Here is a 26024-nt window from a genome sequence, read left to right on the forward strand (position 1 = left end):
CAAATAACAACTAACAACTAACAACTAACAAATGACAGAAGTGACGGCAATATCTGCACAAGCAGCGGCTCTGCTGGTTCACTATGGTTTTGACCTAGGTGGCAAAAAAGCAGAAAAATTGGCGGGCGAATGGCTGACTAATTATCCCAGCCATTGGCTCCGTTTAGCCGTGATTGAAGCGCTTTATCAAGGTCGTTACAAAGCCGTTTCTGTGGCACAAATATTGAGTATGTGGCAGCGTTTAAACCAACCTGTTTATCATTTTAATGGCGAGTTTGAACGCTTAGTTTGCAGCAATTTTCCTCAAGATTTAATGCAGGAAAATGATTTTAAGTTGTCCGAAGAACCTATATTTTTACCTAGTGCAGAATCCGATTTAGGTGGGTTAGAACTAGATTTGCTTCCGACTCCAGATGTTGAGTTCGATTCCGCCGACAATGCAGAACTCCCCAAAGTAGAGACTGAGGAAATACCACAAGTGTCCGCAGTCAATCGCACCAGGGAAAATGCCGAAGTTGTAATTTATGAAGATTTGGCAGTAACTGCTGTGGCCGATCGAGCCGAAGCTGATATTTCAGTCGCCTCGCCATTAGTTGAAAAATCAGTCCCCATCGTCAAACATACTGATTTTCACTCCAAGTTAAAAGCTATTGCCAAAGAAGGCCGCCGAAAAAAGGGAGAAAGAAGAAAAAAAGTCTGATACGGGCCTTGAGAACTGGGCGAAGCGAAGGGGAGGAATTGGTTATGGGTTATTCGTTATTGATTATTAGTGATCGGCACAAACAAATAACAAATAACAAATAACAAAATTTTTATTTTTTAGGGGCTGCTCCCATCCGAATTTCTGAACAAAAAGAAGCTTGTTCATTACCGTTAGCTTCCTTGACAACACTGGTACGCAGTCGGAGGTTGGGGATGAGATACCAGAGGCGTTCTTCAGCATGGATAGTTTCAGATTCCGTAATCAATGTCAGCACGTCATCACTGCCCATCACGTAGCGAGTATTGCCCTTATCTTGGATCACTTTGCCTTCCCTGGGATTGTCGGCATTGGGTAAGACGGCTAATATTGTAGAACCGATTTGTTTTTGCTCAGTGCGATCGGGAGTACCCTCCCAACTCACCCTAACGCTAGTTAACCCACTGGCATTCGGATCGATCGAGTGCTGTTGGCACAGCTTCACCACTGCGGGTTCAGTAGCAGTCAGTATTTCTATTTTGAGCTCAGATTTGCCAGCCTGCAATTCCCCGGAATTGAGATAGTGTACGGTGCGCTGCGAAAACCATTTGCCTGCACTTAGCTCGAAAAACTCGATAACATCCATGAATTTTGTCTCTGAACTCAATACTTCTCTATTTTGTATATTTTAAAGGAATGAGGAACACCTGCAAAGCTGTCAAGGAGTTTTCAGTTTGAAATTAATCAGATAAAGTAACCGTAGAGGGCGCTTTGGCTACAGAAAAATACCAGAGACAGCAACAGACGGACAATCATCCTGTCAGGAGGATATATTAACAAGAATCAAAAAACTCAAATAATGATATAATTTTTAATTACAAACACGGGCCCCATACCAGTAGCAAACAGAAATTAACTATGTCATGCTAACCAAAGAGACAAGTTTCTCGATCGAGTTAGCTTTCTTTGTCGGAATCCCCGTAGGAGTATGTCACCAAGGTGCAGTTAGCCATCGCATACATTTGACAAAAACATCCAAAAATTTATGAGCGAGTTTACGCCAGGGTCAGAGCCCATGCTGCCCGCAGCACAGACACCAGAACTGGAAATCCAGCCCAGTCAGTTAGTCGCCAATTCCGACATCAATCGATTATACAGCTTACTAACAGATTACAATTTTATTCAAACCAAGCTGTCAGCATCGGGAGTACAGCCCCTAATAGAAGATTACAATTTAGCAATAAATATCCCGAATTTCCTCGACCATCACCAAATAAAAACCCTCAAATTAATCCAAGAAACACTGCGAATTTCTGCCCACATTATCGTCCCAGACCATACCCAACTACCCACACAACTAATTGCCCGCTTGATGTGTTTTGAAAATCCAGAAATTCAAGCACTACTAGCCCAAGCAAAAAAACAGAAATATCCCTGGTTCCGACCATTAACTCCTAGTTTTACCCCTCCGGGAGGAAGATTGCAGCGCACCCTCACCGGACATACAGATTGGGTACAAGCTGTAGCAATTACCCCCGACGGTAAGCAGGTAATTTCTGGCTCATCCGACCATAATATCAAAGTTTGGCATTTAGAAACAGGAGAGGAAATTTTCACCCTTACAGGTCATCTTACCTACGTCAATGCTGTGGCAATAACCCCCGATGGCACTCAACTAATTTCCGGTTCTTGGGATAATACGATCAAGATTTGGAACTTAGAAACAGGACAAGAAGTATTTACCTTTGGCGGCGATACCTTTGCCGTAGAAGCTGTAGCAGTTACTCCCGACGGCAAAGCAGTGATTTCTGGTTCCTGGGATGGCAGTATTAAGGTTTGGGATTTAAAAAACCGGGAAATAATCTTTAACCTCAAAAGTCATACAAGTTTTGTACAATCAGTAGCAGTAACACCGGACAGCAAGCGATTGATTTCCGGTTCCGGCGATAACAGCATCAAAGTCTGGAATTTAGAAACAGGAAAAGAAATTTTCACTCTGACTGGTCATCGGGATTGGGTCAAATCAGTAGCAGTTAGTCCCGACGGAGAAAAGATTATTTCTGGTAGTTATGACGGCACTGTAAAAGTCTGGAGTTTGAGAGAAAGAAAGAAAATATTTACATTAGGATCTCATGACAGTTTCATCCAATCTGTGGCAATAACTCCCGATGGCCAGCGAGTAATTTCTGCTTCCGGTGACAAAACTATCAAAGTTTGGCATCTAGAAACCAAAGCAGAAATATTCAGTTTTACCGGTCACATCGCCCCGGTGAATGCAGTAGCGGTGAGTGCGGACGGTAAACGGATAGTTTCTGGTTCCTCTGACAAAACTCTCAAAGTTTGGTGTTTAGAAACAGAAACAGAAAATGTATCATTTTTAGCCCATCAGGATTCCGTAAATGCTGTGGCAGTAACACCGGATTGCACTAAAGCAATTTCGGGTTCTGGCGACAACACGATTAAAGTCTGGAATCTGGAAAATGGAGAAGAACTTTTGACTATTTTTGGTCATAAAGATTGGGTTAAGGCAATCGCTGTCACCCCAGACAGCCAGAGAATAATTTCGGGTTCGGGTGACCAAACGGTGAAAGTTTGGAATGTGGCCACAGGAGAGGAAATTAGGAGTTTCGCAGGTCATACAGACTGGGTAAATTCTGTGGCTGTGACTGCGGACAGCAGGATGGTAATTTCTGGTTCTGGTGACAAAACTATTAAGGTTTGGAGTCTGGAAACAGGAGAAGAAATTTTTACATTTGTAGGTCACACTGACGGGATAAAAGCTGTTGCAGTTACTCCTGACGGTAAACGGTTAATTTCTGCGGCTGGTGATAAAACTCTCAAAGTTTGGAGTTTGGGAACCGAAAAAAATAGTTTGGCTGATCTCTGGAATTTAGTAGTAAAAAATCAACTTTTCACTCTCAAAGGTGATGATAATTTAGTAAATGCTGTAGCAGTTACAGCGGATGGTAAATGGGCCGTTTGTGGGGGTAGAAAGAGCACTATGAAAGTGTGGGATTTGTCAAGTAGAAAGGAAGTTTTCACTTTGGCTGGTCATGGGGATGCGGTAACAGCTTTGGCGACGGTGGGGACTAGGGTGATTTCTGTTTCTGATGACAATACCCTGAGAGTTTGGGATTTGTTAAGTCGAGAAGTAATTGCTATTTTTCGGGGAGATAGTGCGTTGAAATCTTGTGCTATTGCACCGGATGGGGTGACAATTGTGGCGGGGGAAGTTTCGGGACAGGTGCATTTTTTAAAGTTAGAAAATAGTCCTCATTCCTCCGTCCCTAGTCATTAGTTACTGTGGCGATGGTTAAATAATCGCACTTTTACTGAAACAGTCCTGGATATTTTTCAAAAAGCTTGTGTTGAACTGGCTTGGAGACCTGTTCCACAGGAGTTATTGCAGAGGTCTAGTGTTTACGCCAAGTACGATCGCACCCCCCTTGACTTGTCAGGCGATCGCCCTTTTTCGGCAAACTATATATAGTGTCTCTACGTCCAGCACTGTATAATTCAGGGGGTATTTAAGCTCGATTTAGTATTATTACTATGGATAGTGTAGAAATAAAAAATTTCGTCCACGACTCTAGTTGTACCAGTAGAATATAGCCTAGTGCAACAACCGCATAAAGGTAGGCTATGTCACAGCATGATTCTTCTCTCCCAAACTCGGCAATTAGAGACAACCGTCACCGCGGAACAGTAGGCGATTTTTTGAAAGCAAAGGTCGAGGAAAACTCAACCCTATCCATTGTTTCTGCTTACTTTACAATTTATGCCTTTGATGCTTTGAAGGAACAACTTCTAGGTATTAAAAGCTTGAAATTTCTCTTTGGCGAACCGCGCTTCATCAAATCTCTTGACCCCAGTAAAACTGATAAAAAGGCGTTCCAAATTGAGGATCAGGGCTTGCAGCTACAGAATCGGTTGCAGCAAAAACGGGTTGCGAAAGAATGTGCAGAATGGATTGAGAAAAAAGTCCAGATACGGTCGGTCAAGCAATCTAATTTACTGCACGGCAAAATGTATCACATTGCTCATAACGGAAGCGAAAATGCTATTATGGGCAGTTCAAATTTTACCATGCGGGGACTGGGATTAGGTACGAAAACAAACAATATTGAACTCAATTTAGAAGTAGATAGTAAACGCGATAGCCACGACCTTAAAGCCTGGTTTGACGAACTCTGGAATGATGCCGAACTAATCGAAGATGTCAAACAAGACGTGCTGCTATACCTAGAGCAACTTTACCAGAATAATTCTCCTGAATTTATCTACTACAAAACTCTGTTTCATATCTTCGAGACATTCCTAGATGACCTAGAAAAAAACGATATTCTCAGCGAACAGCTACACCTATTTGATACAGAAATCTGGAAAGCTCTATTTGAATTTCAAAAAGACGGAGTTAAGGCTGCTATCAATAAAATTCGACGATATAACGGGTGTATTATTGCTGACAGCGTTGGGTTAGGTAAAACATTTGAAGCTCTCGCGGTGATTAAATATTTTGAACTTCGCAATGAAAAAGTTTTGGTTCTTTGTCCCAAAAAACTCCGCGAAAATTGGACTGTATATCTAGCACAGAACAATAGCGAACTGAATCCTTTTCTTAAAGACGGCTTTAACTATGCAGTCCTATCTCACACCGACTTGAGCCGCGATTCCGGTAGGTCTGGGGACATTGATTTAGCAACGATTAAGTGGGGAAACTATGACTTGGTAGTTATTGACGAATCGCACAATTTCCGCAATAACATCAAGAGCAAACGGGACGAATTTGGCAATCCAATTAGAAAGAGTCGTTACGAAAGATTGATGGATGATATTATCAAGAGCGGTGTCAAAACTCAGGTGCTACTCTTATCAGCAACTCCGGTTAACAATGATTTAAAGGATTTGCGGAATCAACTTTATTTTATCACAGAAGGTCGCGATGCTGCGTTTGGCGAATCGCTGGGAATTGCTAGTCTGAGCGATACACTAGCTGATGCTCAGCGGAAATTTACCAAGTGGGCAAAGAAAAGTCGCGATCGCAAAACTAGCGAACTCCTGGAAGAACTAAGTTCTGCTTTCTTCAAACTGCTTGACGAATTGACGATCGCCCGATCACGCAAGCACATTCAAAAATACTATAAAGATGCGATCGCCCAATTAGGCGGCTTTCCAGAACGGCTCAAACCCATCTCCGTATTTCCTGACATTGACCGAGAGGGTGAGTTCATGTCCTACGAACAGCTTAACAGCGAAATTTCTAAATATCAACTCTCGCTATTCAACCCTTCAAAATATGTCCTGTCGCCATACCGTTCAGTGTATGAAAATAAAACAGGGCGAAATTTCAAACAGAGCGATCGCGAACGGTGTTTGATCGGTATGATGAAAGTCAATTTCCTTAAACGCTTAGAAAGCTCCATCCGTTCCTTTGGGCTGACAATGGAACGCACAATTAACAAAATTGAATATCTAGAGAAAAAAATTCAAAACTTTCAGCAATTTCAGCAATCTCGCGGCGCTAACCAGACCGTTATTTTCAGCGATTTGATGATTGAAGACTTCGACGATGAAGAGTTGCAAGATGCCATGCAAGTAGGTCAAAAGCTGATATTTAAAATGGCGCACATCGATGTCAAAACGTGGTTAAAAGACCTGAAACGCGACAAGGAACAGCTTAAAAATCTTTACAATTCTGCCCAAAGCATTTCTGTTGAACGGGATGCCAAGTTAGCTGAGTTAAAATCACTAATCGCCGATAAAGTCAAGCATCCTACGACTAACAAGCATGGCCAACCAAATCGCAAGGTTTTAGTCTTTACTGCCTTTGCAGATACGGCAGTTTATCTCTACGAAGGATTGCGGGAATGGGCAAGATTAGACTTGAAAATTAACTTAGCTTTGGTGACTGGTGGTTCTGCGGCAAATAAGACTACCTTTGGCAAAAATGAGTTCAATCATGTCCTGACAAATTTTTCGCCTTTCGCCAAGAAACGCGCCCAAATTCCATCTATGCCGCAAGACGGCGAGATTGACCTATTAATTGCCACCGATTGTATTTCAGAAGGACAAAATTTACAAGATTGCGATTATCTGATTAACTACGACATACACTGGAACCCAGTCCGAATTATCCAGCGGTTCGGTAGGTGCGATCGCATTGGCAGCCCCAACCACACCGTACAATTAATTAATTTTTGGCCGACAGAGGACTTGGATCAGTACATCAATCTGAAAAATCGAGTAGAAGCACGGATGGCTTTAGCAGACATGGCTGGTACATTTGAAGATAACCTGCTGGAGGTAAAGGAAATTCAAGAAGTGATTGAGACTGATTTGAAATACCGCGACAAGCAGTTGCTGCGATTGAAAGACGAGGTGCTGGATCTCGAAGATTTCACCGAGAGTGTCGCCCTAACGGAATTCACTCTCGATGATTTCCGAATGGAACTAGCCAAATACATTGAGAGTAACCGCAAACTACTCCAAGATGCCCCTTTAGGACTCTATGCAGTAGTTCCAACTAACTCGGAGTACCCGATAATTGCTCCCGGCGTAATTTTTTGCCTCAAACAGAAAGGCGATTCTCTTGATAATAAAACCGTCAATCCGCTGCAACCATATTTTGTAGTTTATGTCCGCGAAAATAAGGAAGTGCGATTAACTTTTGCTCAACCCAAACAAATACTTGAAATATACCAGTTGCTGTGTGCGGGATGTACTGTTCCCTATGAAGAGTTGTGCAACTTGTTCGATCGAGAAACTAATAACGGATTTGATATGAATTTGTATAACGATTTGCTGAAGTCGGCGGTTGATTCAATTGCAGGTATTTACAACAAGCGGCTCATCGGAAATCTGCTGTCTAGTCGCAGTGCTGTGTTGGTTGAACAAGCGCATCAGGTTAAAGCAACAACTGATTTTGAACTGATTACCTGGCTGGTGATTAAATGAGCGTCAGCGAACAACAAGCTAAAGCATCTATTAATCAAGCTTTAAAGAGTTTTGCCAAGGGAAAACTAGCCGATAACGCCCGTAATTTGTTCTTTGCTCTTGGCTACCGAAGTGATAAAAATCTTCCGTTTTATCCTAATAATTCGGAGAATTTTATTGCAGAATTTGACAGAGATCAAAAGCTAAATCACAAAAAAGCGATCTTAAATGAATGGCTGACTGTTGATTTTTTATTTCAGTTCACTTGGGATGAAATTGCGGGTGATGACAAGCTAAAATTCTCCTTGAATACTAAAGCTAAGGGCGAAAATACGTTTTTGATTTACTCCTACTTATTTTTCGCAATAGAATTGTGGCGTAGCACCTACACTAGCGAACAGCTTGACGGCATTGTCCGCGAGATTAATAAACTCTTTCTAAAGCCCGCAATAGTTATTTTTAAACATGGAGAAACTCTGACTTTATCTATTATAAACCGCCGCGCCAATAAACACAATGAATCTGAAGATGTATTAGAAAAAGTCAAACATATTAAAGATATCCCATTCGCCAGTCCTACAAATTCAAATTTAAAAATTATCTTCGATATTTCCTTGGCACAGTTGCATGAAAATCATGGCTTTAGCAACTTTGACGAATTTAATGAAGCTTTGCATCAAACTATTCCTGACAGCATCAAATTTCAAGAAGACCCTATACCCCCAGATTCGCTTCGGGTTTACCTGCAAGAAATCGGTCGATTTCCCATGCTCAAAGCTGACGAAGAGATTGAATTAGCTCGAAAAATTGCTGAGTTAGAATTAGAGGGCAGCCGAAAAGCTAAAGACAAAATGGTAGAGTCTAATTTGCGGCTGGTAGTTTCAATTGCTAAAAAGTATCAAAATCGAGGGCTGGATTTATTAGACTTGATTCAGGAGGGAAATCTCGGTTTAATCAGGGCTGTAGAAAAGTTTGATTGCACGATGGGAACCAGGTTTTCCACCTACGCATATTCGTGGATTCGTCAAGGAATTACGCGGGCAATTCACAACCATTCCCGCACCATCCGGCTACCAGTTCACTTGTGGCGCACAATTTCCGAGGTTAAGAAAACTACCAAACAGCTTTCTGAAGAAATCAGTCGCAAGCCTACCGACGAAGAAATCGCTACTAAAATGGAGATAACAATTACCAAATTGCGATTTGTTATTAAATCTGCTAAATCTATCATTTCCTTAGATACTAAAATGGGTGATCATGAAGACTGTACATTGGGAGAGTTGATTGAATTCGATGGAGAAACACCAGAAGAAAAAGTATATAAAAATTTGTTTTGCGAAGATTTAGAAAGCGTTTTAGATACTCTGGGCCCTCGACAACGTGACGTTATTCGGATGCGATTCGGATTGGATGATGGGCGCGAGAAGACTCTAGAGGAAATTGGCAATAGATTTAATCTTACCCGCGAACGGATTCGGCAAATTGAGGGTGAGGCTTTGAGAAAATTGCGAAAGCAGCGTCGCAGCACATTGCTAGAAGATTATATTCGCCCTACAGCAATTGACCAAATTGAGACAAAAAGATCGATCGCCCAACCGATGCAGCACAGACAGTTCAATATCTCAGAAAACTTGTCTCCCAGCCATTGCGACACTTTCTTACAGGAGCCTGTTCGTGATAAAATAGTTGAAACAGCTAATACGACTGAACTATTAATTCCTTTTAACAATTTCATAGAAGAATCAAATATAGAACAAACAAAGTTGGCTCAGGCTCACCTGTCGAGGGACGATCAAAATGAAAACAATCTCACTTATGCAAATTTAAACGAGCATAATTTCCACATTGCCGAACGGACAGAAAACGACTTGAATGGAGCGATTAAACCGATGAAACAAAATTCAGCAGATTTACTCAAACAACTCACCGCACTAGAAGATGTTTTTTCCCAATTAGAGAAACGGCTGTCAGAGGCGAGTCGAAAGTTGCTAAACCCTGGTATACCTATATCTAAAAAGCTGATTCAAGAACTTGACGAGTCCCGGAAAAACTTTATTCAGCTTCGCGACAAGGTGCTAGAACTGGCTGAATATTTGGCAGTATCGCCAACGCTGAAAGTTGAGGAAATTGGTTCTTTAGCAGATATCAAGTCTGTACTTGAGCGTGTGGATTTGGCGGAAAAGCAAAAAAGTGCGATCGCTCTTGTCCGCGACTCTGCTTTGAGGGTGCTGGAACGAATTTTAGCGATCGCCCATCGAGTAGAGAGCAATTTTCAGTCATTGCTGGAATGTCAGGAAAAAGCCCGCGAACTTCAACGCGCCATCTCCGAATCCCAGGAGTCTGACTTGCATCCCTACACCCAACTCTTGGCTGACGGTAATCATCCATTCTGCAAACTGCTAACACTAATTGCAGAATTGGAAGAATCAGATGAAGAGCGTTTAGATTCCTTACATGATGCCGTATCTGAATCATTTGGAAGAACTCTGGCGATGGCAGCAGTCAGAGGTAAACTGATTATTCAGTCGGAAACAATACCAGATTTGCCTGCTGTTTATACTAACAATAACTTAGACGAAACTTCCTTAGTTGATGAGCCGGAATCTGAAACTGTTCCTGTTGTCGAACAACCACCAGTAGCAGAGTTGAACGCGGTATTGACAGAGGAGGCGATCGCGCAGCCAACCACTGAAAATATCCCATATATTCTACCAAGAGAACCGCCAACCACAATTCAGATCGATCGGCAAGACTCTGAAAATAAGCAAGGAAAAGAAGTTGAAAATCAGGGAAATAAAAAAAGAGAACAAAAACAGCCTCTTTACAGCTCATCGCACAATGATACCGCTCAAAAAATTGCTAAATCCATCTTGGATGACCCCGATCTAGAACGCCCAGCAGTTTTGCGCGACTTAGTTTGGCGGCTGATTCTTGAACAAAAACTCAGCCTTGCCTTTCATTTAGCTCGCTGCTTTGAAAAACAATACTCCAACTTTGAACCGCACCTGCCACCGCATTTAATTAGAGCAGTATTACTAGGACAAAACCTGCGCGATGATGTAGGATATGGAAAACTTGCAAATCTGCTTAAAGACGACTTCACAAGTTACACTGCCAGCTATTCATTACCCGAAAAAAGTGAATGGAATCAAGCCGTAAGCTTGCTCTTAGCCGCAGCAGCACTGCGACCGTCTTTACTAGCCCCAAATACAGGTGCTTCGCACCTTTTCCAGGAGCTTCAATTCGGTAAAGCTGGACTCGACAAACTGTACGATTATTGCCAAATTATCGCCAGACACGGCGATCGGCAGCGGGCCCTAGATACAAAAGCCATCAAAAAAGCAAAAACTCTGGCAGCCTTGCAAAAAGATTTAGACGATTTGTATATAAAAATCGAGGATTGGTGGTCTCAGGCACCGCAACAAGATTTGATTTACGGTCATGCAAAGAAAGTTTGGGTCGAGTGGTTGAATCCCGGTGAACTTTTTTACACTCTGTGGCTTCCCATCAAGCAAAAAGATTTGAGTCAACTTCCCTTCCTCAAGAAGCAGATCGAGAGATTATCTAATGAGACCAATCTAGACGGGGAAATTCAGCGAACAGAGCGCAAAATTCGTCGCCCTAAAGGTGCTGGTATCATTACAGGTAAAGCCCTCATTCAGCTTCGCTCTCGCGCTCGGCAATTTTTGAATTGGGTGGGTCGCTGGGTTAAGGAGCAGGAATCGCGCTTAGCTGAAAGCGAAAATTATCTTCAGAAAGAAGCCAAACAGTTAAAACAAGATATTGAGAATCTTCAAGATACTGTTCTCCAAGAATTAGATACCTTTGAGGCGAAAAAACCTCCAGTGTTTATTTTAGCTGGTATTGCCTGTTGCCGAAAAGCTGTGGAAGACATCGGCAATATATTCGATCCAGATACCGAATTGTCAACCGCAGAACCTTACCTAAAACATATCCTGCACGCGGATCTGTTGAGAATGCCATCTATCCCGATCGACGATGACTGGGAACTGGATATCGCTAATCCTGAAGCGGGTATAAAGGGAATTTTGGAGTTAGTAAAAAATGACATTTGGGATTGGCAACAAGCATTCGATATGCAGAGTTATGTCTGTAGTTCAACAACTGTGGGAAATCACGAAGCTACGGCGCAAATCATCGAATACCTTGAACACAACCCCGAACCAAAATTAGACCTCGCTCAGCTAAAGGACGAACGCAATAATCGGATTGAAGAGTGTCAAAAGATTTTGCAGGAGCAGGTAGAAACTACTAGCAAACAGCTCGAAAGTGCGGTAGCTTTTGGTTTGCTAAGAGAAACAGATAGAACTGCTTATGCAGCACAGATTGAAAGCATTAAAAATGCTCTGGAAACTACCAGGCGGTTTTCCGCAAAAATTGAGCTGCTTCGGGCGATCGGTCAAGCAATTAACGCCAAGCGCCAGGAACAGATCGATCGAGTATCCGAGGAATTAGAGAGTCTTCAGCAAACAGGTATAGCAGATGCCGATCGTACCAGAATTTGCAGTGTATTGGATCAAGGCGATATCCTGACGGCTAATGAATATATATATATGCTGCAACAGGGGCGATCGCTTCCTGAACCAGAGGAAAAGAGAGATGCTTTTAAAGACTTCTTCGAGCATGATCAGTATACTGCGATCGAAAAAGTCCTTCAGGATTACAAAAAGCAAGAGCTAATTGCAGACATTTCCAAAGGGAAAAATATCGCCAAAATCCAGATGCCGCAGGGGGCCCAAGCCAAAAAAGCCGCTGAAATGCTCGACGCTTGGTTGGCAGCTAAGGGCAGAAATCAAGTCACAGAGAAAGATGCTAACCAAATTCTCAGCAACCTCGGTTTTAACATCAAATCTGTTACCGTCAAAAAATTAGGGAACTATACCTGGATTGACGTTAATTCTGAGCCGATATCTGACCAAAATCGCTGTCCTGTGTCTGCCTATGGTTCAGCCGCGAACGGTCATTACCGCATTCTTTGCGTATGGGATAGACCGAACGAACAGGATCTCCTCAATGCAGTTGGAGAAACTGCTCTGGGAGGGCCGGTCTTCGTCTTTCATTTTGGGCGAATGACCGTCAAGAGACGCCGAGATTTGGCTGATTTGTGCCACCAGCGTCGGAGCACTTTCATTGTTATAGATGATGTGCTGATGCTCTACCTTTGCGGAGAACAAAAAACACGCTTACCTGTATTGTTTGACTGTACCTTACCCTTTACTTTCCTAGAACCTTATAAAACCGCAGCAGGAGAAGTTCCGCCTGAAATGTTTTACGGGCGAGTACGAGAACGGGAATCTATAATCGATCCCAAAGGTTCTTGTTTAATTTATGGAGGCCGCCAGTTAGGTAAAACGGTTTTGCTTAAGTATGTACACCGGAATTTTCACGCAACCGACGCGGGAAGGAACGCCCTATTTTTAGATATCAAAGAAATTGGGCGCAAGCAACTGTTAGATAAGATTTGGCATCTACTAAACGAAGAATTGGATAAATTGCAAATTCCCGATACTAACCGGCGCAATTCCGTCCGCGAGAGCAGTTTGCAGCGGATTAAAAGTTGGCTGGAATTCGACACGCAGCGGCGCTTTTTGCTGTTGTTGGATGAGGCAGATAATTTCCTGGAAGCTGATGGTAAGGAGGATTTCCCGCGCTGCGATGAGTTCAGAAAATTAATGACGGAAACTAACCGACGTTTTAAGGTGGTCTTTGCCGGATTGCACAACGTTCTGAGAACCACTAGACAAGCAAACCATCCCCTGGCTCACTTTGGCAAGCCGATCTGCATTGGGCCTCTGCTGAATAATGGTGAAATGCGTGCGGCAACAGCTTTGGTAAAACGTCCGCTGGCTAGTCTTGGCTATTGTTTTGAACCGTCAGATTTAATCCAGCGTATTCTTTGGCAAACTAACTATTATCCGAGCTTGATTCAACTTTATTGCGAGCAGTTACTCAAGCACATTACTAACCCAGATGTCCCTACTTTCGATCCTAAAATTAGTCCGCCTTACGCGATCGCTTCTCGCCATGTAGAAGAAGCTTATCAAAGTCAAGACCTTCGCAACAATATTCGCGATCGCTTTAAGTTGACACTGGGACTCGATCCGCGCTACGAAGTAATTGCCTACTCGATTGCTGATGGTTCTCAGGAGAATGAAACAGGTATGGAGGATGGGTTTCCTGTATCTTGGATTCGCGAGCAAGTCTTGTATTGGTGGTCTGAGGGATTCGCGGGAAGGTCATCGGAAGATGAAATTCTTGCTTTACTAGAAGAAATGGTCGGATTAGGAGTTTTGCGAGAAACCGATGCAGGTTACTTCACTCTGAGAAGTTCTAATTTAGCCTTGCTTATGGGTACGCAGCGAGAAATTGAAGCAGAACTTCTGAGACACCGCGAACCTCAACCTGAATACGAACCTACTACTTTTCGGTCTCCTCTTCGCATCGGAAATCGAGCTGATTTCAGGCGAAGTCCTTTAACTGTTCAACAGGAATCTCAACTTCAAATCCGCAATAACTGCGTCTCCATTCTATTTGGCTGTCAAGCCGCAGGACTTGACGATTTGAGGGTTTTTATGAAATTAGCATTTAGTCAGGAATTTTTGCAATTCCACTATTTAGAAAACCTCTCAGACAGATCGGATTTCAGCCAGCGTTTGACAGAAATTAGTAACCGTCGCAAGAAAGATACCACGACGCTCGTTGTTGTATCAGCCACTACTTCTTGGAGTAAGGATTGGGTTGATGAGGCAATTAAGAAAATCAAAAGATTGAAGAAGGAAGACTCGTTTATCCAGCTTGTTTTTGTCGCCGATCCTCAGAAGGCTTGGCAGTTAGTTAATTATAGTTCCACAGGTTTTGATTACTTTAAAGAACTGAGATATTTCAGTCTTAAACCTTGGCACGAGGCGGCGCTGAGACATTGGTTGGAAGATGCTAAGTTGCCCAGGGAAAAAGAAGTTATGAATAAGATTACGGAAGTGACAGGGAATTGGTCAAACCTGCTGCAAGAATTCTATCAATTTGCTCAAGCTAATCCGCATTGCTGGCAAGATTCCTTGGCCCAACTGAAGAATCAATTTAATAAATCTGACAAATTAATTAATTCAATGGGTTTTGACGGCTGCGAACCTCAAAGAAAACTGGTGATGAGAACTTTAGCTCAATGGGGAGAAGCAGCAGCGGTTGAGGAATTAATTGAGTTTCTTGATGATGTATCGCCTGAAATTGTCAAGCAGACTCTCAGATGGGCGGATCTCCTCAGTCTCGTCTCGCATTTAGGAAATCAGAAGCAAGACGGTAAGGATTATTGGCAGATTGACCCTGTAGTTGGCCGTCTGCTCAAATCTATGGCAGAGTAATACACACTTTCTGCTGTGCGATGTACTTAAGTGGATGGGGTAGGGAGGGGGACACTATTCCTACAAAATCGGGGCTTTTCCGAGAATGAAACAGCCCTGGGGGCTAGGGCGTGTTTTCAAACCCAAAGATCCCCCCCAGCCCCCCTTAAAAAGGGGGGGGAAAGAGTCTTTAAGTCCCCCTTTTTAAGGGGGATTTAGGGGTATCTAAATCTTAAGGAGTAGTTTGAAAACACGCCCTAGGGGGGATCTAAGCTTAATAGTCAAACAGCACTCTGTGGCTGGGTTTGAACTGAAGTTGTCACCAATAGCGGGTTTGTGACAACAAAACCCCGAAGGCTCAACATGGGCTGCAATCAATAATTTTAATTTAATTCAGTGCTTTCATGGCTGCGACGACTTGCTGCGATACAAAAGGCAAAATTTGTTCGTTTTTACTATTGTGTTTTCCTTCGGTAAATACCACTAACAAGTAAGGGCGCAAATTCGGTATTTCAATGTAGGCCGCATCGTGACGCACTTGACTTGTGAGCCCTGCTTTTGACCACAGTTTCGCTTCTAATGGTAATCCGCTACCTAAAAAACCTGTAACTTGATTTTCGGGATCTGCTTCTAATTCGGCTGGTTCTAAGCTACGTTTCATTAAACCCATCATCTCTTGGGATGCTTTGGCGGAAACAGCTACACCACCGATGATACTATGCAACAAAATCGCTGTGGCATTGGTGGTTAGCATATTTCTATTTTCCATTAATTCTCCCAAAAATTCTCGCTCCCGACCGTAGGGGCCGTCGCACCATGTTTTTTGATTGAGGTTAATGTCTTGTAAGTCTAGCCAATTTAATGATTGAAAGTAACGGTTGATGATGTTTCGCTGCTGTTTCCAGGTTTCAAAGGGGCCGGAGGGCAATTCTGGACCACTGGTGGTGCCGGTTAGTACATCTACTACTAAACTGGTGGCGTCGTTGCTGGAATCTACTATCATGTCTCTGACAGCGCGTTCTAATTCTTTTGATGTTTTAATCATCCCTTTTTCTGCCCATTCCCAGACGGCAACAAGGTAGAATAATTTGACGATGCTGGCTGGATACACTCGTTCTGAAGCCCGATGGCTATAACCTCTGGCTTGATATTTCCAAAATTCTTCGGGGCTGAGAGCTCCGCCGGTGTTGACTCGCACGGGCGGATCGTAGACTATCCAGGTGAGGGCGAGACGATCGCCTCCTAATTCTGTAAATTCTGCGTGAACTGCATCTATAATGCTCTTGCCGAGGGTTTCTAGTTGTTCGTCTTTACGAAAAAATGTCATGGTAATTTTAGGGGGTTATGAGGGCTTGCTATAGGAGTTATCGGTTATCAGTTATCAACTATAAACTAGAAAAAATTAAATGACTAATTATCAATTATCTGATGTTGTGGAGTATCGGGCCCGATCGCACATAAATATTTACGATTCCCCCAGGTGCGATCGACTGGCGACTCAGGCGATGGCTGGGCGACACTTGCGAGTTGTCGAATTACCCCTGGTTAATGCTGGGATAGGTGTAAATTTTGATACCAGGGCTGTGATGGTGCGGCTGTGCGAAGATGATTATCCGGGATGGCTGGATCTGCGAGATGTTGAGTCGATCTCAGTGGCACAAATACCCTATCATCCTGTGATTTTATCGGAGACCAAAATTAGAGAAAAATTACCAAAAGTAATTAATTTTGCTCATCAGGCGATGGACCAATCTAATGAATATCTTTGGGGCGGCACTGTGGGGCCAAATTATGATTGTTCTGGATTAATGCAGGCTGCTTTCAGGTCGGCGGGTATCTGGTTGCCGAGGGATGCTTATCAGCAGGAATCTTTTACTAAGCCTATGAGTATAACTTGTTTAGAACCGGGAGATTTGGTTTTTTTTGGAACACCAGAAAAGGCTACTCATGTGGGACTATATCTGGGAGGCGATCGCTATATTCACAGTTCCGGCACTGAACAAGGTCGCAATGGTATCGGGATCGATATTTTGTCGGAAGATGGCGATCGAGTTAGTCAAGCTTATTATCGGCAATTGCGAGGATATGGTAAAGTGGTGGCAAGTTATCAACCTATAGTAATCCTAAATCATTTGTGAATTTCTTACTCCCTCCCCTTATGAAGGGGAGGGTTGGGGTGGGGTAAAAAACTTTACGACTCCTGTAAGGACTGCTATAGTTAGCTAGACAGACGGGAATCCCCACACTATACCGCCTCGGTTAGTGTGGGATGAAAGTTGTTGATAGTTGAGTTGACGGTTGATGTTATAGCATAAAGAAATGGACGCTGCATTATTTTTGGAAAAATTGGCGGGGAAAAAGGCTGAAGCAGAGGTGATACTTGATGTTTCGGCGGTAGTCCCGGTGTATAATGAAGTGGAAAGTTTACCTCATTTGATTGAGGCGATCGCCACTTCGATTCAAGCCTCTGGACTCAGCTATGAAATTATTTGCGTAGATGATGGTTCTAAGGATGGTTCCGCTGAACTTCTCAAACAGTTAGCTAGCAGTCGCGATGACCTTTGTGCTGTAATTTTACGCCGCAATTATGGTCAAACTGCCGCCATGTCGGCGGGTTTCGATCGCGCTCGCGGTCGTGCTATTGTCACCCTAGACGGCGATTTGCAAAATGACCCGGCTGATATTCCGTTATTGTTGGCTAAGTTAGATGAAGGCTACGATTTGGTCAGCGGTTGGCGAAAAAATCGTCAGGATAACACGATTAGTCGCTTAATTCCTTCTAAAATGGCGAACTGGCTAATTGGCCGCGTTACAGGAGTAACTTTGCACGACTACGGCTGTTCTTTGAAAGCTTATCGATCGGAGTTGGTGGCAGACTTGAATCTCTACGGTGAATTGCACCGATTTTTGCCAGCTTTGGCGTTTATTGAAGGGGCGAGAATTGCCGAAATGCCGGTGCGACACCACGCCCGCCGTTTTGGTCAAAGCAAGTATGGAATTTGGCGGACTTTTCGGGTATTGATGGATTTGTTGACTATTTCTTTTATGAAGAAGTTTTTAACTCGCCCCATGCACGTTTTTGGACTTTTGGGACTGAGTTCTATGACTTTGGGAACTGTTTTAGGGATTTATTTAACATTCCTGAAATTGGGTCTTGGTCAAAGCATTGGGAATCGTCCTTTACTGATTTTAGCTGTGGTTTTGCTGTTAACAGGGGTGCAGTTATTTTGTTTTGGTTTATTAGCAGAAGTGATGATGCGCACTTATCATGAATCTCAGGGTAAACCAATTTATCGAGTACGCGAAGTGTTTGGTTCTAAGTAAGGGGTTGATACCAATTATACTCGGCGATTGAAATCGCTGCTACACAAACAAAGTCCGCCTTCGCGGACTGAAGAAATAGGAAAGTTTTAATACCAAATCCGGGTTTTAAACCCCCTCGATCTCTTAGTCCGCGGAGGCGGACTTCGTTTGACAAGACGCGGTTTCAACCGCCGAATGATCTTTTTAACTCATGACTTTTTGAGCTTGTCGGAGAGATGTAATAGTGGCGATCGCGTGTTGAGAGACTGCATCTATTTCTGCTACAGTATTGAAACGGCCAATCCCAAACCGAATCGAAGCGTAGGCTAATTTGTCCGATCGCCCGATCGCTGCTAAAACATGAGATGGAGATATTTTGGCAGAAGTACAAGCCGAACCAGAAGAAACCGCCGCCGCTGACTGTAACCCCAACAGCAATGCTTGACCGTCAACGCCACCTACACTAATATTAAGATTACCGGGCAATCTTTTAGTCGCGTGACCGTTGAGAAACACATCTCCTAATTCTGCCAAATTTTGCCACAAACGCTCGCGCAAACTCACCACTCGTGCTGTTTCCTCCTCCATTTCCGCAATTCCTAATTCCACAGCTTTAGCAAATCCAACTATTTGCGGTGCGTACAGTGTACCCGATCGCATTCCCCGTTCGTGACCGCCGCCGTGCATTTGTGGTGCTAACTGCACTCTCGGTTTATGGCGACGCACATAGAGAGCTCCAATGCCTTTTGGTCCGTAAATTTTGTGGGCTGTCAAGGACATGAGATCGATATTCATCTCCTGTACGTCGAGGGGAATTTTACCGATCGCCTGGGCTGCATCTGTGTGGAAAATAATATCATTTCCGCGACAGATTGCCGCAATTTCTCCAATTGGTTGAATCACTCCAATTTCATTATTAGCAGTCATCACCGAAACTAAAATCGTCTCCGATCGAATCGCTTTGATCAAGTCGCCTATATCAATCAATCCGTCACTTTTTACAGGTAGAACAGTAATGTCAAATCCCAATTTTTCCAAATAGGTACAGGGGTCAAGAACCGCATTATGTTCAGTTTTTACTGTTATAATGTGCTTTCCTTTGCTGAAATAGGCTTCGGCGATGCCTTTAATCGCTAAGTTATTGGCTTCCGTTGCACCGCTGGTAAAAACAATTTCTTCTGGAGAGGCATTGATGGCTTCTGCTAAAATTTGTCGTGACTGTTTTACTGCTGCTTCGGCTTCCCAGCCGTAGACGTGGTTGATGCTGGCTGCGTTGCCGAATTGCTCGGTGAAATAGGGCACCATCGCATCAAGTACCCGCTTGTCTACGGGGGTTGTCGAGTGGTTGTCGAGGTAGATAGGACGTGCGGACATAGTGGAAATTTAGTGAAAAAAGATGTTAGATTTATTGTAGACGAGCCTTTTGTTCTATAGCTAAAATTTATAATTAACAAATATTTGTAAAGATTTATGCGCTCTGACATCCAGGGATTAGAAATTACTGCGGGTGAACTCAAACGCCTCAGCGGTACGGGCCCCGATCGCGTATATCGACCCGCAACAGCAACTAAGTTTGTTCGCGAAGGCGTGAAAACCTTCGGTTTAATTATTTTAGTTCTGATCAGTTGTTTGCTGCTGGTAATGATATTTCCCAGGGCTTATTTGGTTTGGTTGGCCATTCACCTGATGGCGATCGCCGGTTTAATCTTTGAGGATATCTGGAAAATTAGGTGCAGCCACCAAAACAAACATTTAATTAATCTTTTTGGTGATGTCGATCGCTACAATGGTATCATCAAGGCGATCGCCATTAATGACGACATAGAAGATGCTGGTAATTCGGGAGTCAAAATAGCCGATCGCTCAAAAGTCATTCAAGCATTGGATCTGATCAGAAATGATTTAGTCAGAGCCTTAAAAACCGAGAGAATCATCAGGGAAAACCAAAAATTTGTGGGAACTAACTCCGAACTATTCGCCACTAACCTAGTCGCCTTAAATGCCCTGCAAATTAGCGATCGGGCTAGCGAACAAGGGCGATTGCTCAACCAAGCTTTGCAGGTAGCCGTGGGAGTTCAAGCAGAAATGAAAAAGTTGCAACAGCGAAAGGAGGCGACGTGAACGGAAAATTTTTTCAGTGAAGTCACTGGGTCAGGATATCTTAGAAAGGTGACGTTAACAACCAGGTCAGTATGTCTGCTAAACCTAAGATTATAGTTCTTGATGACGATCCCACAGGTTCTCAAACCGTGCACAGTTGCTTGCTGCTGACTACTTGGGACGACGCAACCCTGCGTTTGGGACTGCGGGACAAATCGCCGATTTTCTTTATACTGACAAATACTCGATCGCTAACTCCCGAAAACGCAGCCTCCGTCACCCGCGAAGTCTGCCAAAATCTGAAAATTGCGATCGCCGCCGAAGGAATTCAGGATTTTTTAATAGTTAGCCGTTCCGATTCTACCCTGCGCGGCCACTATCCCATCGAAACCGACGCGATCGCCGAAGAACTAGGCCCCTTCGACGCTCATTTTCTAATTCCCGCCTTTTTTGAAGGAGGTAGAATTACCCGCGACAGCGTACATTACCTCATGGTTAACAACGTCGAAACACCAGTCCACCAAACCGAATTTGCCAAAGATTCAGTCTTTGGCTACAGCCACAGTTACCTCCCAGACTACGTGGAAGAAAAAACCAAAGGTAGGATTCAGGCCGAGAATGTCGATCGCATCTTACTCGCAGACATCCGCCAAGGAAACTTAGATCGACTCATGCACATGACAAACAACCAATGTGCAGTAGTAGATTGCGAAAATCAAAGCGATTTAGACACCTTTGCTAAACACATTCTCGATGCAGCTAGTCAAGGGAAAAAGTTTTTATTCCGCAGCGCAGCCAGCATTTTAACATCCTTAGCCGACCTAGGTCCCCAGCCCATCGCCGCCGACAATATGGCAAAATATGTCAGGAATGGCAAACCCGGTGCAGTAATAGTTGGTTCCCACGTTAAAAAAACCACAGAACAATTGGAACAATTGTTAAAAGAAGCCAACACAGTGAGCATTGAAATAGATGTAGCTCATTTACTAGAAGAAGCCCCAGAGGATCGGACAAATTTACTGAATAAAACCCTAGAAAAAGTCCGTAATGCTCACACCGATGACAAAACCCCAGTAATTTATACCAGCCGCCAGGAACTACAATTTAAAAACACAGAAATCCGGTTAAAATTTGGAGAAGCTGTTTCGGCTTTATTGATGGATATTGTCCGCGGCCTGCCGGGAGATATCGGGTTTTTAATCAGCAAAGGTGGTATTACTTCCAATGATGTTTTGAGTACAGGTTTGTCCCTCAAAAGTGTCAGACTCCTCGGTCAAATCATCCCTGGTTGTTCAGTAGTAAAAACCGAGTCAAATCATCCTCTATTTCCCAATTTACCAGTAGTTTTGTTTCCCGGAAATGTCGGAGATAGTAATGCTTTAGCCACGGCTTACCAACGACTGAGCAAGTAATATAGCAATCCTAAATCATTTGTGAATTTCTTACTCCCTCCCCTTCATAAGGTCCGGGTTGGGGTTGGGTAAAAAACTTTACGACTCCTGCAATGACTGCTATACAATCCGGTCGGTATCAACCGGGTTTTTGCACAAAATTACAGTCTCCTAGCCTGGAATTCCACTGAAAAACCCGGTTATATCAAATCCGGTAACATCGTCCTGTATTCATCTCTCTTATCTCCCTCTGTGTTCTCTGCGTTCTAGTAAGGTTAAATCATTCCGATACAACCGGAATTGATATTACTTTGATATTCAAATATCCCAGACTATTAGATATCTCCCCAAAATATCTTCACAGAACAGGCACTCCAGCCTGTTCCACAGGAATTATTGGAGATGTCTATTAGTCCAGGACGCATTGAGAGTTGGGACTCTCCTCTTCCTCAGCGTCCTGTGTGTTCTGTGCGGTTTGATCATAACAATGCCAATTGTAACTTTTACAAAAACTTTAAAAAAACTTAACCGCTGCTTTTCTCGGCAGCGATCGCCCGGACATGATATGATAAAAAGTCTTTATCTAATTAAAACATATTCCCAAAAATTAAACTCGTGCCCGGATTCGCTATTTTGAAAAAAATTAAATTCATCCACAAAAGCTAGGAGCAAACTCTACATATAGGGCTGAGAGTAGGTGACATACTACTATCAGTAGTGTTTTCAGCTTGTATGACATTAAACCTTAAAATTAATTAGAAATTTAGACCTCGCAATTTTAAACCCAAAACGTTAGCATATAAAGGTGACAGAACATTATCAGCCCCTAAACTCATTAAAAAGTGGCCATTGGTTCAAGCTGATCTGTGGGGCCAGCTTTCAACACCTGCCTGCGGTCCGCAACCTGACCTTGGCTTACACCTTAGCAGGTGCTGACTGTATCGACGTCGCGGCAGACCCCGCGGCGATCGCAGCAGCGAAAGAAGCCCTACAGGTGGCGCGCACCATACAGACTCAAGCCCAAAACCCCAGGTTTGACCGACAAGGTTTGCCCTGGCTGATGGTAAGTTTAAATGATGGGGAAGACCCGCATTTTCGTAAGGCCGAATTCAACCCAGCCGAGTGTCCGGTGGACTGCTGGCGACCTTGCGAAAAAATTTGTCCAGCCACAGCCATCGTTTTTCAGGGTGGTGGCGAAGGTGTTTCCGGGGTCATAGACGAGCAATGCTATGGCTGCGGTCGCTGTCTCCCGGTTTGTCCCAGCCAACTAATTTACACCCGTTCCTACGTGTCGGCCCCTGCCGCGATCGCACCTTTAATCCTGCAATCCGGTGTGGACGCCCTAGAAATCCACACCCAAATAGGCAGAGAAACAGATTTTGCAAGACTTTGGTCAAGCATAAATCCCTGGGTCGATCGAATCAAGTTAATTGCCATTAGTTGCCCCGATGGAGAAGGTTTGATTGATTATTTGCGAACACTTTATCAAATAATTTCCCCCCTTCCTTGTCCCCTAATTTGGCAAACCGACGGTAGGCCAATGAGTGGAGATATTGGAACCGGAGCTACTAGAGCAGCCGTCAAACTAGGCCAAAAAGTCTTAGCGGCCGGCTTACCAGGATACGTGCAACTTGCTGGTGGCACTAATGCTCATACTGTCAGCAAACTCAGAGCATCTGGGCTGATGAGGGAGGGAAGGAAAAATTTGTCAAATTCCCAAACCCCATATATTGCAGGTGTAGCTTATGGCAGCTATGCCCGTGTTCTGCTGTCACCAATTTTAGAGCAATTAGAAACAATGCAAATCGATCGAGCATTGGCGATTCCAAACGCCATCACGCCACCAGTAGCCGGAACTCAAATACCAGGACTAACTCAACTAGAAGCCTTCCCAGCACTGCTCAGGCAGGCCGTGAGTTTAGCTGATTCTCTAGTTTCGCAACTGAAAGAAGATTAGTTAGTAGTCAGTAGTCAGTAGTCAGTAGTCATTAGTCAGTAGTCAGTAGTCGTTGGTAGTTAGTGGTTAGTCGTTGGTAGTTAGTTCCAATAACTAATAACCAATAACTAATGACCAATAACTCATAACTAATAACCAATGACTAATGACTAATGACTACTGACTAATAACCAATGACTAATGACTAATGACTAATGACTAAAAAGGTTGAAAACGTCACCCGAACAGATGGACGGCGAATGCAGATTACAGACGACCTCAATAAATTACTCGACATCGTGCCAGATGACATCCGGCAACCCCTAGAACAGCACCCCCAACGTAACAATCTGATTGAGATTGTCATGGATTTGGGGCGCCTTCCCGAAGCTCGTTTTCCATCCAAGGCCGAACACCTTTCCCAGAAGCCGATTTCCAAGGCAGACCTGAATTACTGCATTGAGCGAGTCGGTCATTTCGGTGGGGACAACCGAGCCGGCATCGAGCAAACCCTGCACCGGATCAGCGCCCTTCGCAACCGCAGCGGTGAGATTATTGGCTTGACTTTGAGGGTTGGCCGTGCTGTGTTTGGGACGATCAAGATTATCCGGGATTTGGTGGAAACCGGCCAATCGATTCTGATGCTCGGCCGCCCCGGAGTCGGCAAAACAACGGCGCTGCGGGAAATTGCCCGCGTGTTAGCTGATGATTTGGAAAAACGAGTGGTGATTATTGATACCTCCAATGAAATTGCCGGAGATGGAGATATTCCTCACCCAGCGATCGGCAGAGCTCGTAGAATGCAAGTTTCCCGTCCCGAACTCCAACACCAAGTCATGATCGAAGCAGTGGAAAACCATATGCCAGAAGTGATCGTGATTGACGAAATCGGCACGGAATTGGAAGCTTTGGCTGCCCGAACCATCGCCGAAAGGGGCGTGCAGTTAGTCGGTACCGCCCACGGGAACCGGATCGAAAACTTGATGAAAAACCCGACTCTAGCTGATTTAATTGGAGGGATTCAAGCGGTGACGCTGGGAGATGATGAGGCTAGGCGTCGCGGTTCTCAAAAGACGGTTTTGGAGCGCAAAGCACCCCCAACCTTTGCCATTGCCATCGAAATGCTCGAACGCCAGAAGTGGGTGGTACACGAGCAAGTTGCAGAGGCCATCGACACTCTACTACGGGGAAAACAACCGAACCAACAAATCAGAAGCATCAGCGAGACTGGAGAAGTCATCATCGCTCACGAAGCAGGCACTCCTCCCGGCCGGTTTCCGGGGAACTCAGGTACTGCGTCGTCGTCATCGTCGGCTTCGGTATCGGCAATCCGGCCAGTCACCCCCCTATCCGGGTGGCGCAGTGCTGGGAAAATGGTACCCATGCCCCCTCCCGCTGACAAATTCCCTGCCAACAGTGCCCCAGTGTCTGAAACTAGATATTTTGAGCAACTGCTGGAAGAGTCGTTGTCAGTGGAACCAGTCGCCCGGCCCGGACGCTTTTCTCAGAATGTCGGGCCCAATGGGGAAGATTTGCCACTCCACGTTTATCCTTATGGCATAGCTCGTCATCACCTCGAACAGGTAATTTCGACTTTGAATCTGCCCGTGGTGCTGACTAAGGATATTGACACTGCTGACGTGGTTTTAGCTTTGCGCTCTAATGTTCGGAACCAGTCGAAACTGCGTCATTTGGCAAAAACTCGCCAAGTTCCTCTGCACACCATTAAGGCTAGCACTCTGCCTCACGTAGCGAGAGCTTTGCGACGCTTGTTGGACATGGAGGACCCCGCCACCCCGGAAATCGCTGACCTCAGCTTATTTGCCCGCAGTGGTTCTTCTGACGAACTCGAAGCTCTCGAAGAAACCCGCTTAGCTGTGGAGCAAATTGTGATTCCCAAGGGACAGCCTGTGGAGCTCTTACCCCGTTCTCCTAATGTTCGCAAAATGCAGCATGAACTTGTGGAACACTATCACCTAAAATCCGACAGTTTTGGTGAAGAACCGAATCGCCGCCTGCGGATTTATCCAGCTTAAAGTTGGGGATTGAGGCGGTTGCACGCAGAAGGCAGAAGGCAGAATTTTTTCTGTTTTCTGCCTTTTGCCTTGGAGTTGCTGACTATTTTAGTCCTTGACGCGCAGATCAGGTAATTCTGTCCGGTGCAGCCTAAATTTATATTACAATGCCTCCAGGAGACAATTTTCTGATATGATGTTCTTGGTATAGCTTTTTTCAGGGCGATCGGCTAAAATACCCATAAAAAATAACAACTAATAAATAAGCATCACTAATTCACACAAATTTTAGAATAAATCTACATATTT

13 protein-coding genes and 1 pseudogene are annotated in these 26024 nt (G+C 44.1%); 11 read left to right on the plus strand and 3 right to left on the minus strand.

Features of this window, described 5'->3' with window-relative positions; all coding sequences use genetic code 11:
* The first annotated feature begins 31 nt into the window (after positions 1–31).
* Entirely contained in the window at positions 32–700 is a 669-nt protein-coding gene (locus AAFP11_RS03395) for a hypothetical protein (protein ID WP_341735753.1), read from the plus strand.
* A 112-nt stretch (positions 701–812) separates the two neighbouring features.
* Here AAFP11_RS03395 and AAFP11_RS03400 read toward each other — a convergent pair whose 3' ends face one another.
* A complete protein-coding gene (locus AAFP11_RS03400; protein WP_341735754.1) occupies positions 813–1325 on the minus strand; it encodes a phycobiliprotein lyase in 513 nt (170 codons plus the stop codon).
* Between the two features lie 399 nt (positions 1326–1724).
* Between AAFP11_RS03400 and AAFP11_RS03405 the strand changes: the two genes are divergently transcribed.
* The 4 genes and pseudogenes from AAFP11_RS03405 (at position 1725) to AAFP11_RS03420 (ending at position 14991) form a co-directional block, all read left to right on the plus strand.
* Complete coding sequence (locus tag AAFP11_RS03405; protein WP_341735755.1) at positions 1725–3977, plus strand: hypothetical protein; 2253 nt, start codon at positions 1725–1727, stop codon at positions 3975–3977.
* Between the two features lie 344 nt (positions 3978–4321).
* A complete protein-coding gene (locus AAFP11_RS03410) occupies positions 4322–7633 on the plus strand; it encodes a helicase-related protein (RefSeq protein ID WP_341735756.1) in 3312 nt (1103 codons plus the stop codon).
* 704 nt (positions 7634–8337) lie between these two features.
* Positions 8338–9162: pseudogene (locus AAFP11_RS03415) on the plus strand (sigma-70 family RNA polymerase sigma factor); the annotation flags it as partial.
* A gap of 339 nt (positions 9163–9501) precedes the next feature.
* Positions 9502–14991, plus strand: coding sequence for an AAA family ATPase (locus AAFP11_RS03420; RefSeq protein WP_341735856.1), 5490 nt, complete (start codon positions 9502–9504; stop codon positions 14989–14991).
* A 367-nt stretch (positions 14992–15358) separates the two neighbouring features.
* Here AAFP11_RS03420 and AAFP11_RS03425 read toward each other — a convergent pair whose 3' ends face one another.
* The gene (locus AAFP11_RS03425) at positions 15359–16297 is read right to left on the minus strand and encodes a serine hydrolase (protein WP_341735757.1); all 939 of its coding nucleotides are present in this window, start codon (positions 16295–16297) and stop codon (positions 15359–15361) included.
* Positions 16298–16376: 79 nt separating this feature from the next.
* On the opposite strand from AAFP11_RS03425, the gene AAFP11_RS03430 reads away from it, so the two are divergent.
* Together AAFP11_RS03430 and AAFP11_RS03435 are read left to right on the plus strand one after the other, a co-directional pair.
* On the plus strand, positions 16377–17108 hold the full coding sequence (locus AAFP11_RS03430) for a C40 family peptidase (protein WP_341735758.1): 732 nt from the start codon (positions 16377–16379) through the stop codon (positions 17106–17108).
* 181 nt (positions 17109–17289) lie between these two features.
* Entirely contained in the window at positions 17290–18294 is a 1005-nt protein-coding gene (locus AAFP11_RS03435) for a glycosyltransferase family 2 protein (RefSeq protein WP_341735759.1), read from the plus strand.
* A gap of 183 nt (positions 18295–18477) precedes the next feature.
* Here AAFP11_RS03435 and AAFP11_RS03440 read toward each other — a convergent pair whose 3' ends face one another.
* Positions 18478–19647 (minus strand): IscS subfamily cysteine desulfurase, encoded by a 1170-nt coding sequence (locus AAFP11_RS03440; RefSeq protein WP_341735760.1) that lies wholly within the window; start codon positions 19645–19647, stop codon positions 18478–18480.
* A 96-nt stretch (positions 19648–19743) separates the two neighbouring features.
* Between AAFP11_RS03440 and AAFP11_RS03445 the strand changes: the two genes are divergently transcribed.
* From AAFP11_RS03445 to AAFP11_RS03460, 4 genes are all read left to right on the plus strand, one after another.
* Positions 19744–20394, plus strand: coding sequence for a hypothetical protein (locus AAFP11_RS03445; protein ID WP_341735761.1), 651 nt, complete (start codon positions 19744–19746; stop codon positions 20392–20394).
* A gap of 71 nt (positions 20395–20465) precedes the next feature.
* Positions 20466–21785 carry a four-carbon acid sugar kinase family protein gene (locus AAFP11_RS03450; protein WP_341735762.1) on the plus strand — a complete coding sequence of 440 codons (1320 nt, stop codon included), beginning with the start codon at positions 20466–20468 and terminating at the stop codon, positions 21783–21785.
* Between the two features lie 784 nt (positions 21786–22569).
* Positions 22570–23721, plus strand: coding sequence for an LdpA C-terminal domain-containing domain (locus AAFP11_RS03455; protein ID WP_341735763.1), 1152 nt, complete (start codon positions 22570–22572; stop codon positions 23719–23721).
* A gap of 239 nt (positions 23722–23960) precedes the next feature.
* A complete protein-coding gene (locus AAFP11_RS03460) occupies positions 23961–25736 on the plus strand; it encodes a R3H domain-containing nucleic acid-binding protein (protein WP_341735857.1) in 1776 nt (591 codons plus the stop codon).
* Positions 25737–26024 lie beyond the last annotated feature (288 nt).

The organism is Microcoleus sp. CAWBG640 (assembly GCF_020883015.1).
GTDB classification, from domain to species: domain Bacteria; phylum Cyanobacteriota; class Cyanobacteriia; order Cyanobacteriales; family Microcoleaceae; genus Microcoleus; species Microcoleus anatoxicus.

Bases quoted from the DNA above. Each gene is read 5' to 3' on its own strand.
- AAFP11_RS03395 (WP_341735753.1), top strand. From the start codon at position 32: ATGACAGAAGTGACGGCAATATCTGCACAAGCAGCGGCTCTGCTGGTT.
- AAFP11_RS03400 (WP_341735754.1), bottom strand. From the start codon at position 1,325: ATGGATGTTATCGAGTTTTTCGAGCTAAGTGCAGGCAAATGGTTTTCG.
- AAFP11_RS03405 (WP_341735755.1), top strand. From the start codon at position 1,725: ATGAGCGAGTTTACGCCAGGGTCAGAGCCCATGCTGCCCGCAGCACAG.
- AAFP11_RS03410 (WP_341735756.1), top strand. From the start codon at position 4,322: ATGTCACAGCATGATTCTTCTCTCCCAAACTCGGCAATTAGAGACAAC.
- AAFP11_RS03420 (WP_341735856.1), top strand. From the start codon at position 9,502: ATGAAACAAAATTCAGCAGATTTACTCAAACAACTCACCGCACTAGAA.
- AAFP11_RS03425 (WP_341735757.1), bottom strand. From the start codon at position 16,297: ATGACATTTTTTCGTAAAGACGAACAACTAGAAACCCTCGGCAAGAGC.
- AAFP11_RS03430 (WP_341735758.1), top strand. From the start codon at position 16,377: ATGACTAATTATCAATTATCTGATGTTGTGGAGTATCGGGCCCGATCG.
- AAFP11_RS03435 (WP_341735759.1), top strand. From the start codon at position 17,290: ATGGACGCTGCATTATTTTTGGAAAAATTGGCGGGGAAAAAGGCTGAA.
- AAFP11_RS03440 (WP_341735760.1), bottom strand. From the start codon at position 19,647: ATGTCCGCACGTCCTATCTACCTCGACAACCACTCGACAACCCCCGTA.
- AAFP11_RS03445 (WP_341735761.1), top strand. From the start codon at position 19,744: ATGCGCTCTGACATCCAGGGATTAGAAATTACTGCGGGTGAACTCAAA.
- AAFP11_RS03450 (WP_341735762.1), top strand. From the start codon at position 20,466: ATGTCTGCTAAACCTAAGATTATAGTTCTTGATGACGATCCCACAGGT.
- AAFP11_RS03460 (WP_341735857.1), top strand. From the start codon at position 23,961: ATGCAGATTACAGACGACCTCAATAAATTACTCGACATCGTGCCAGAT.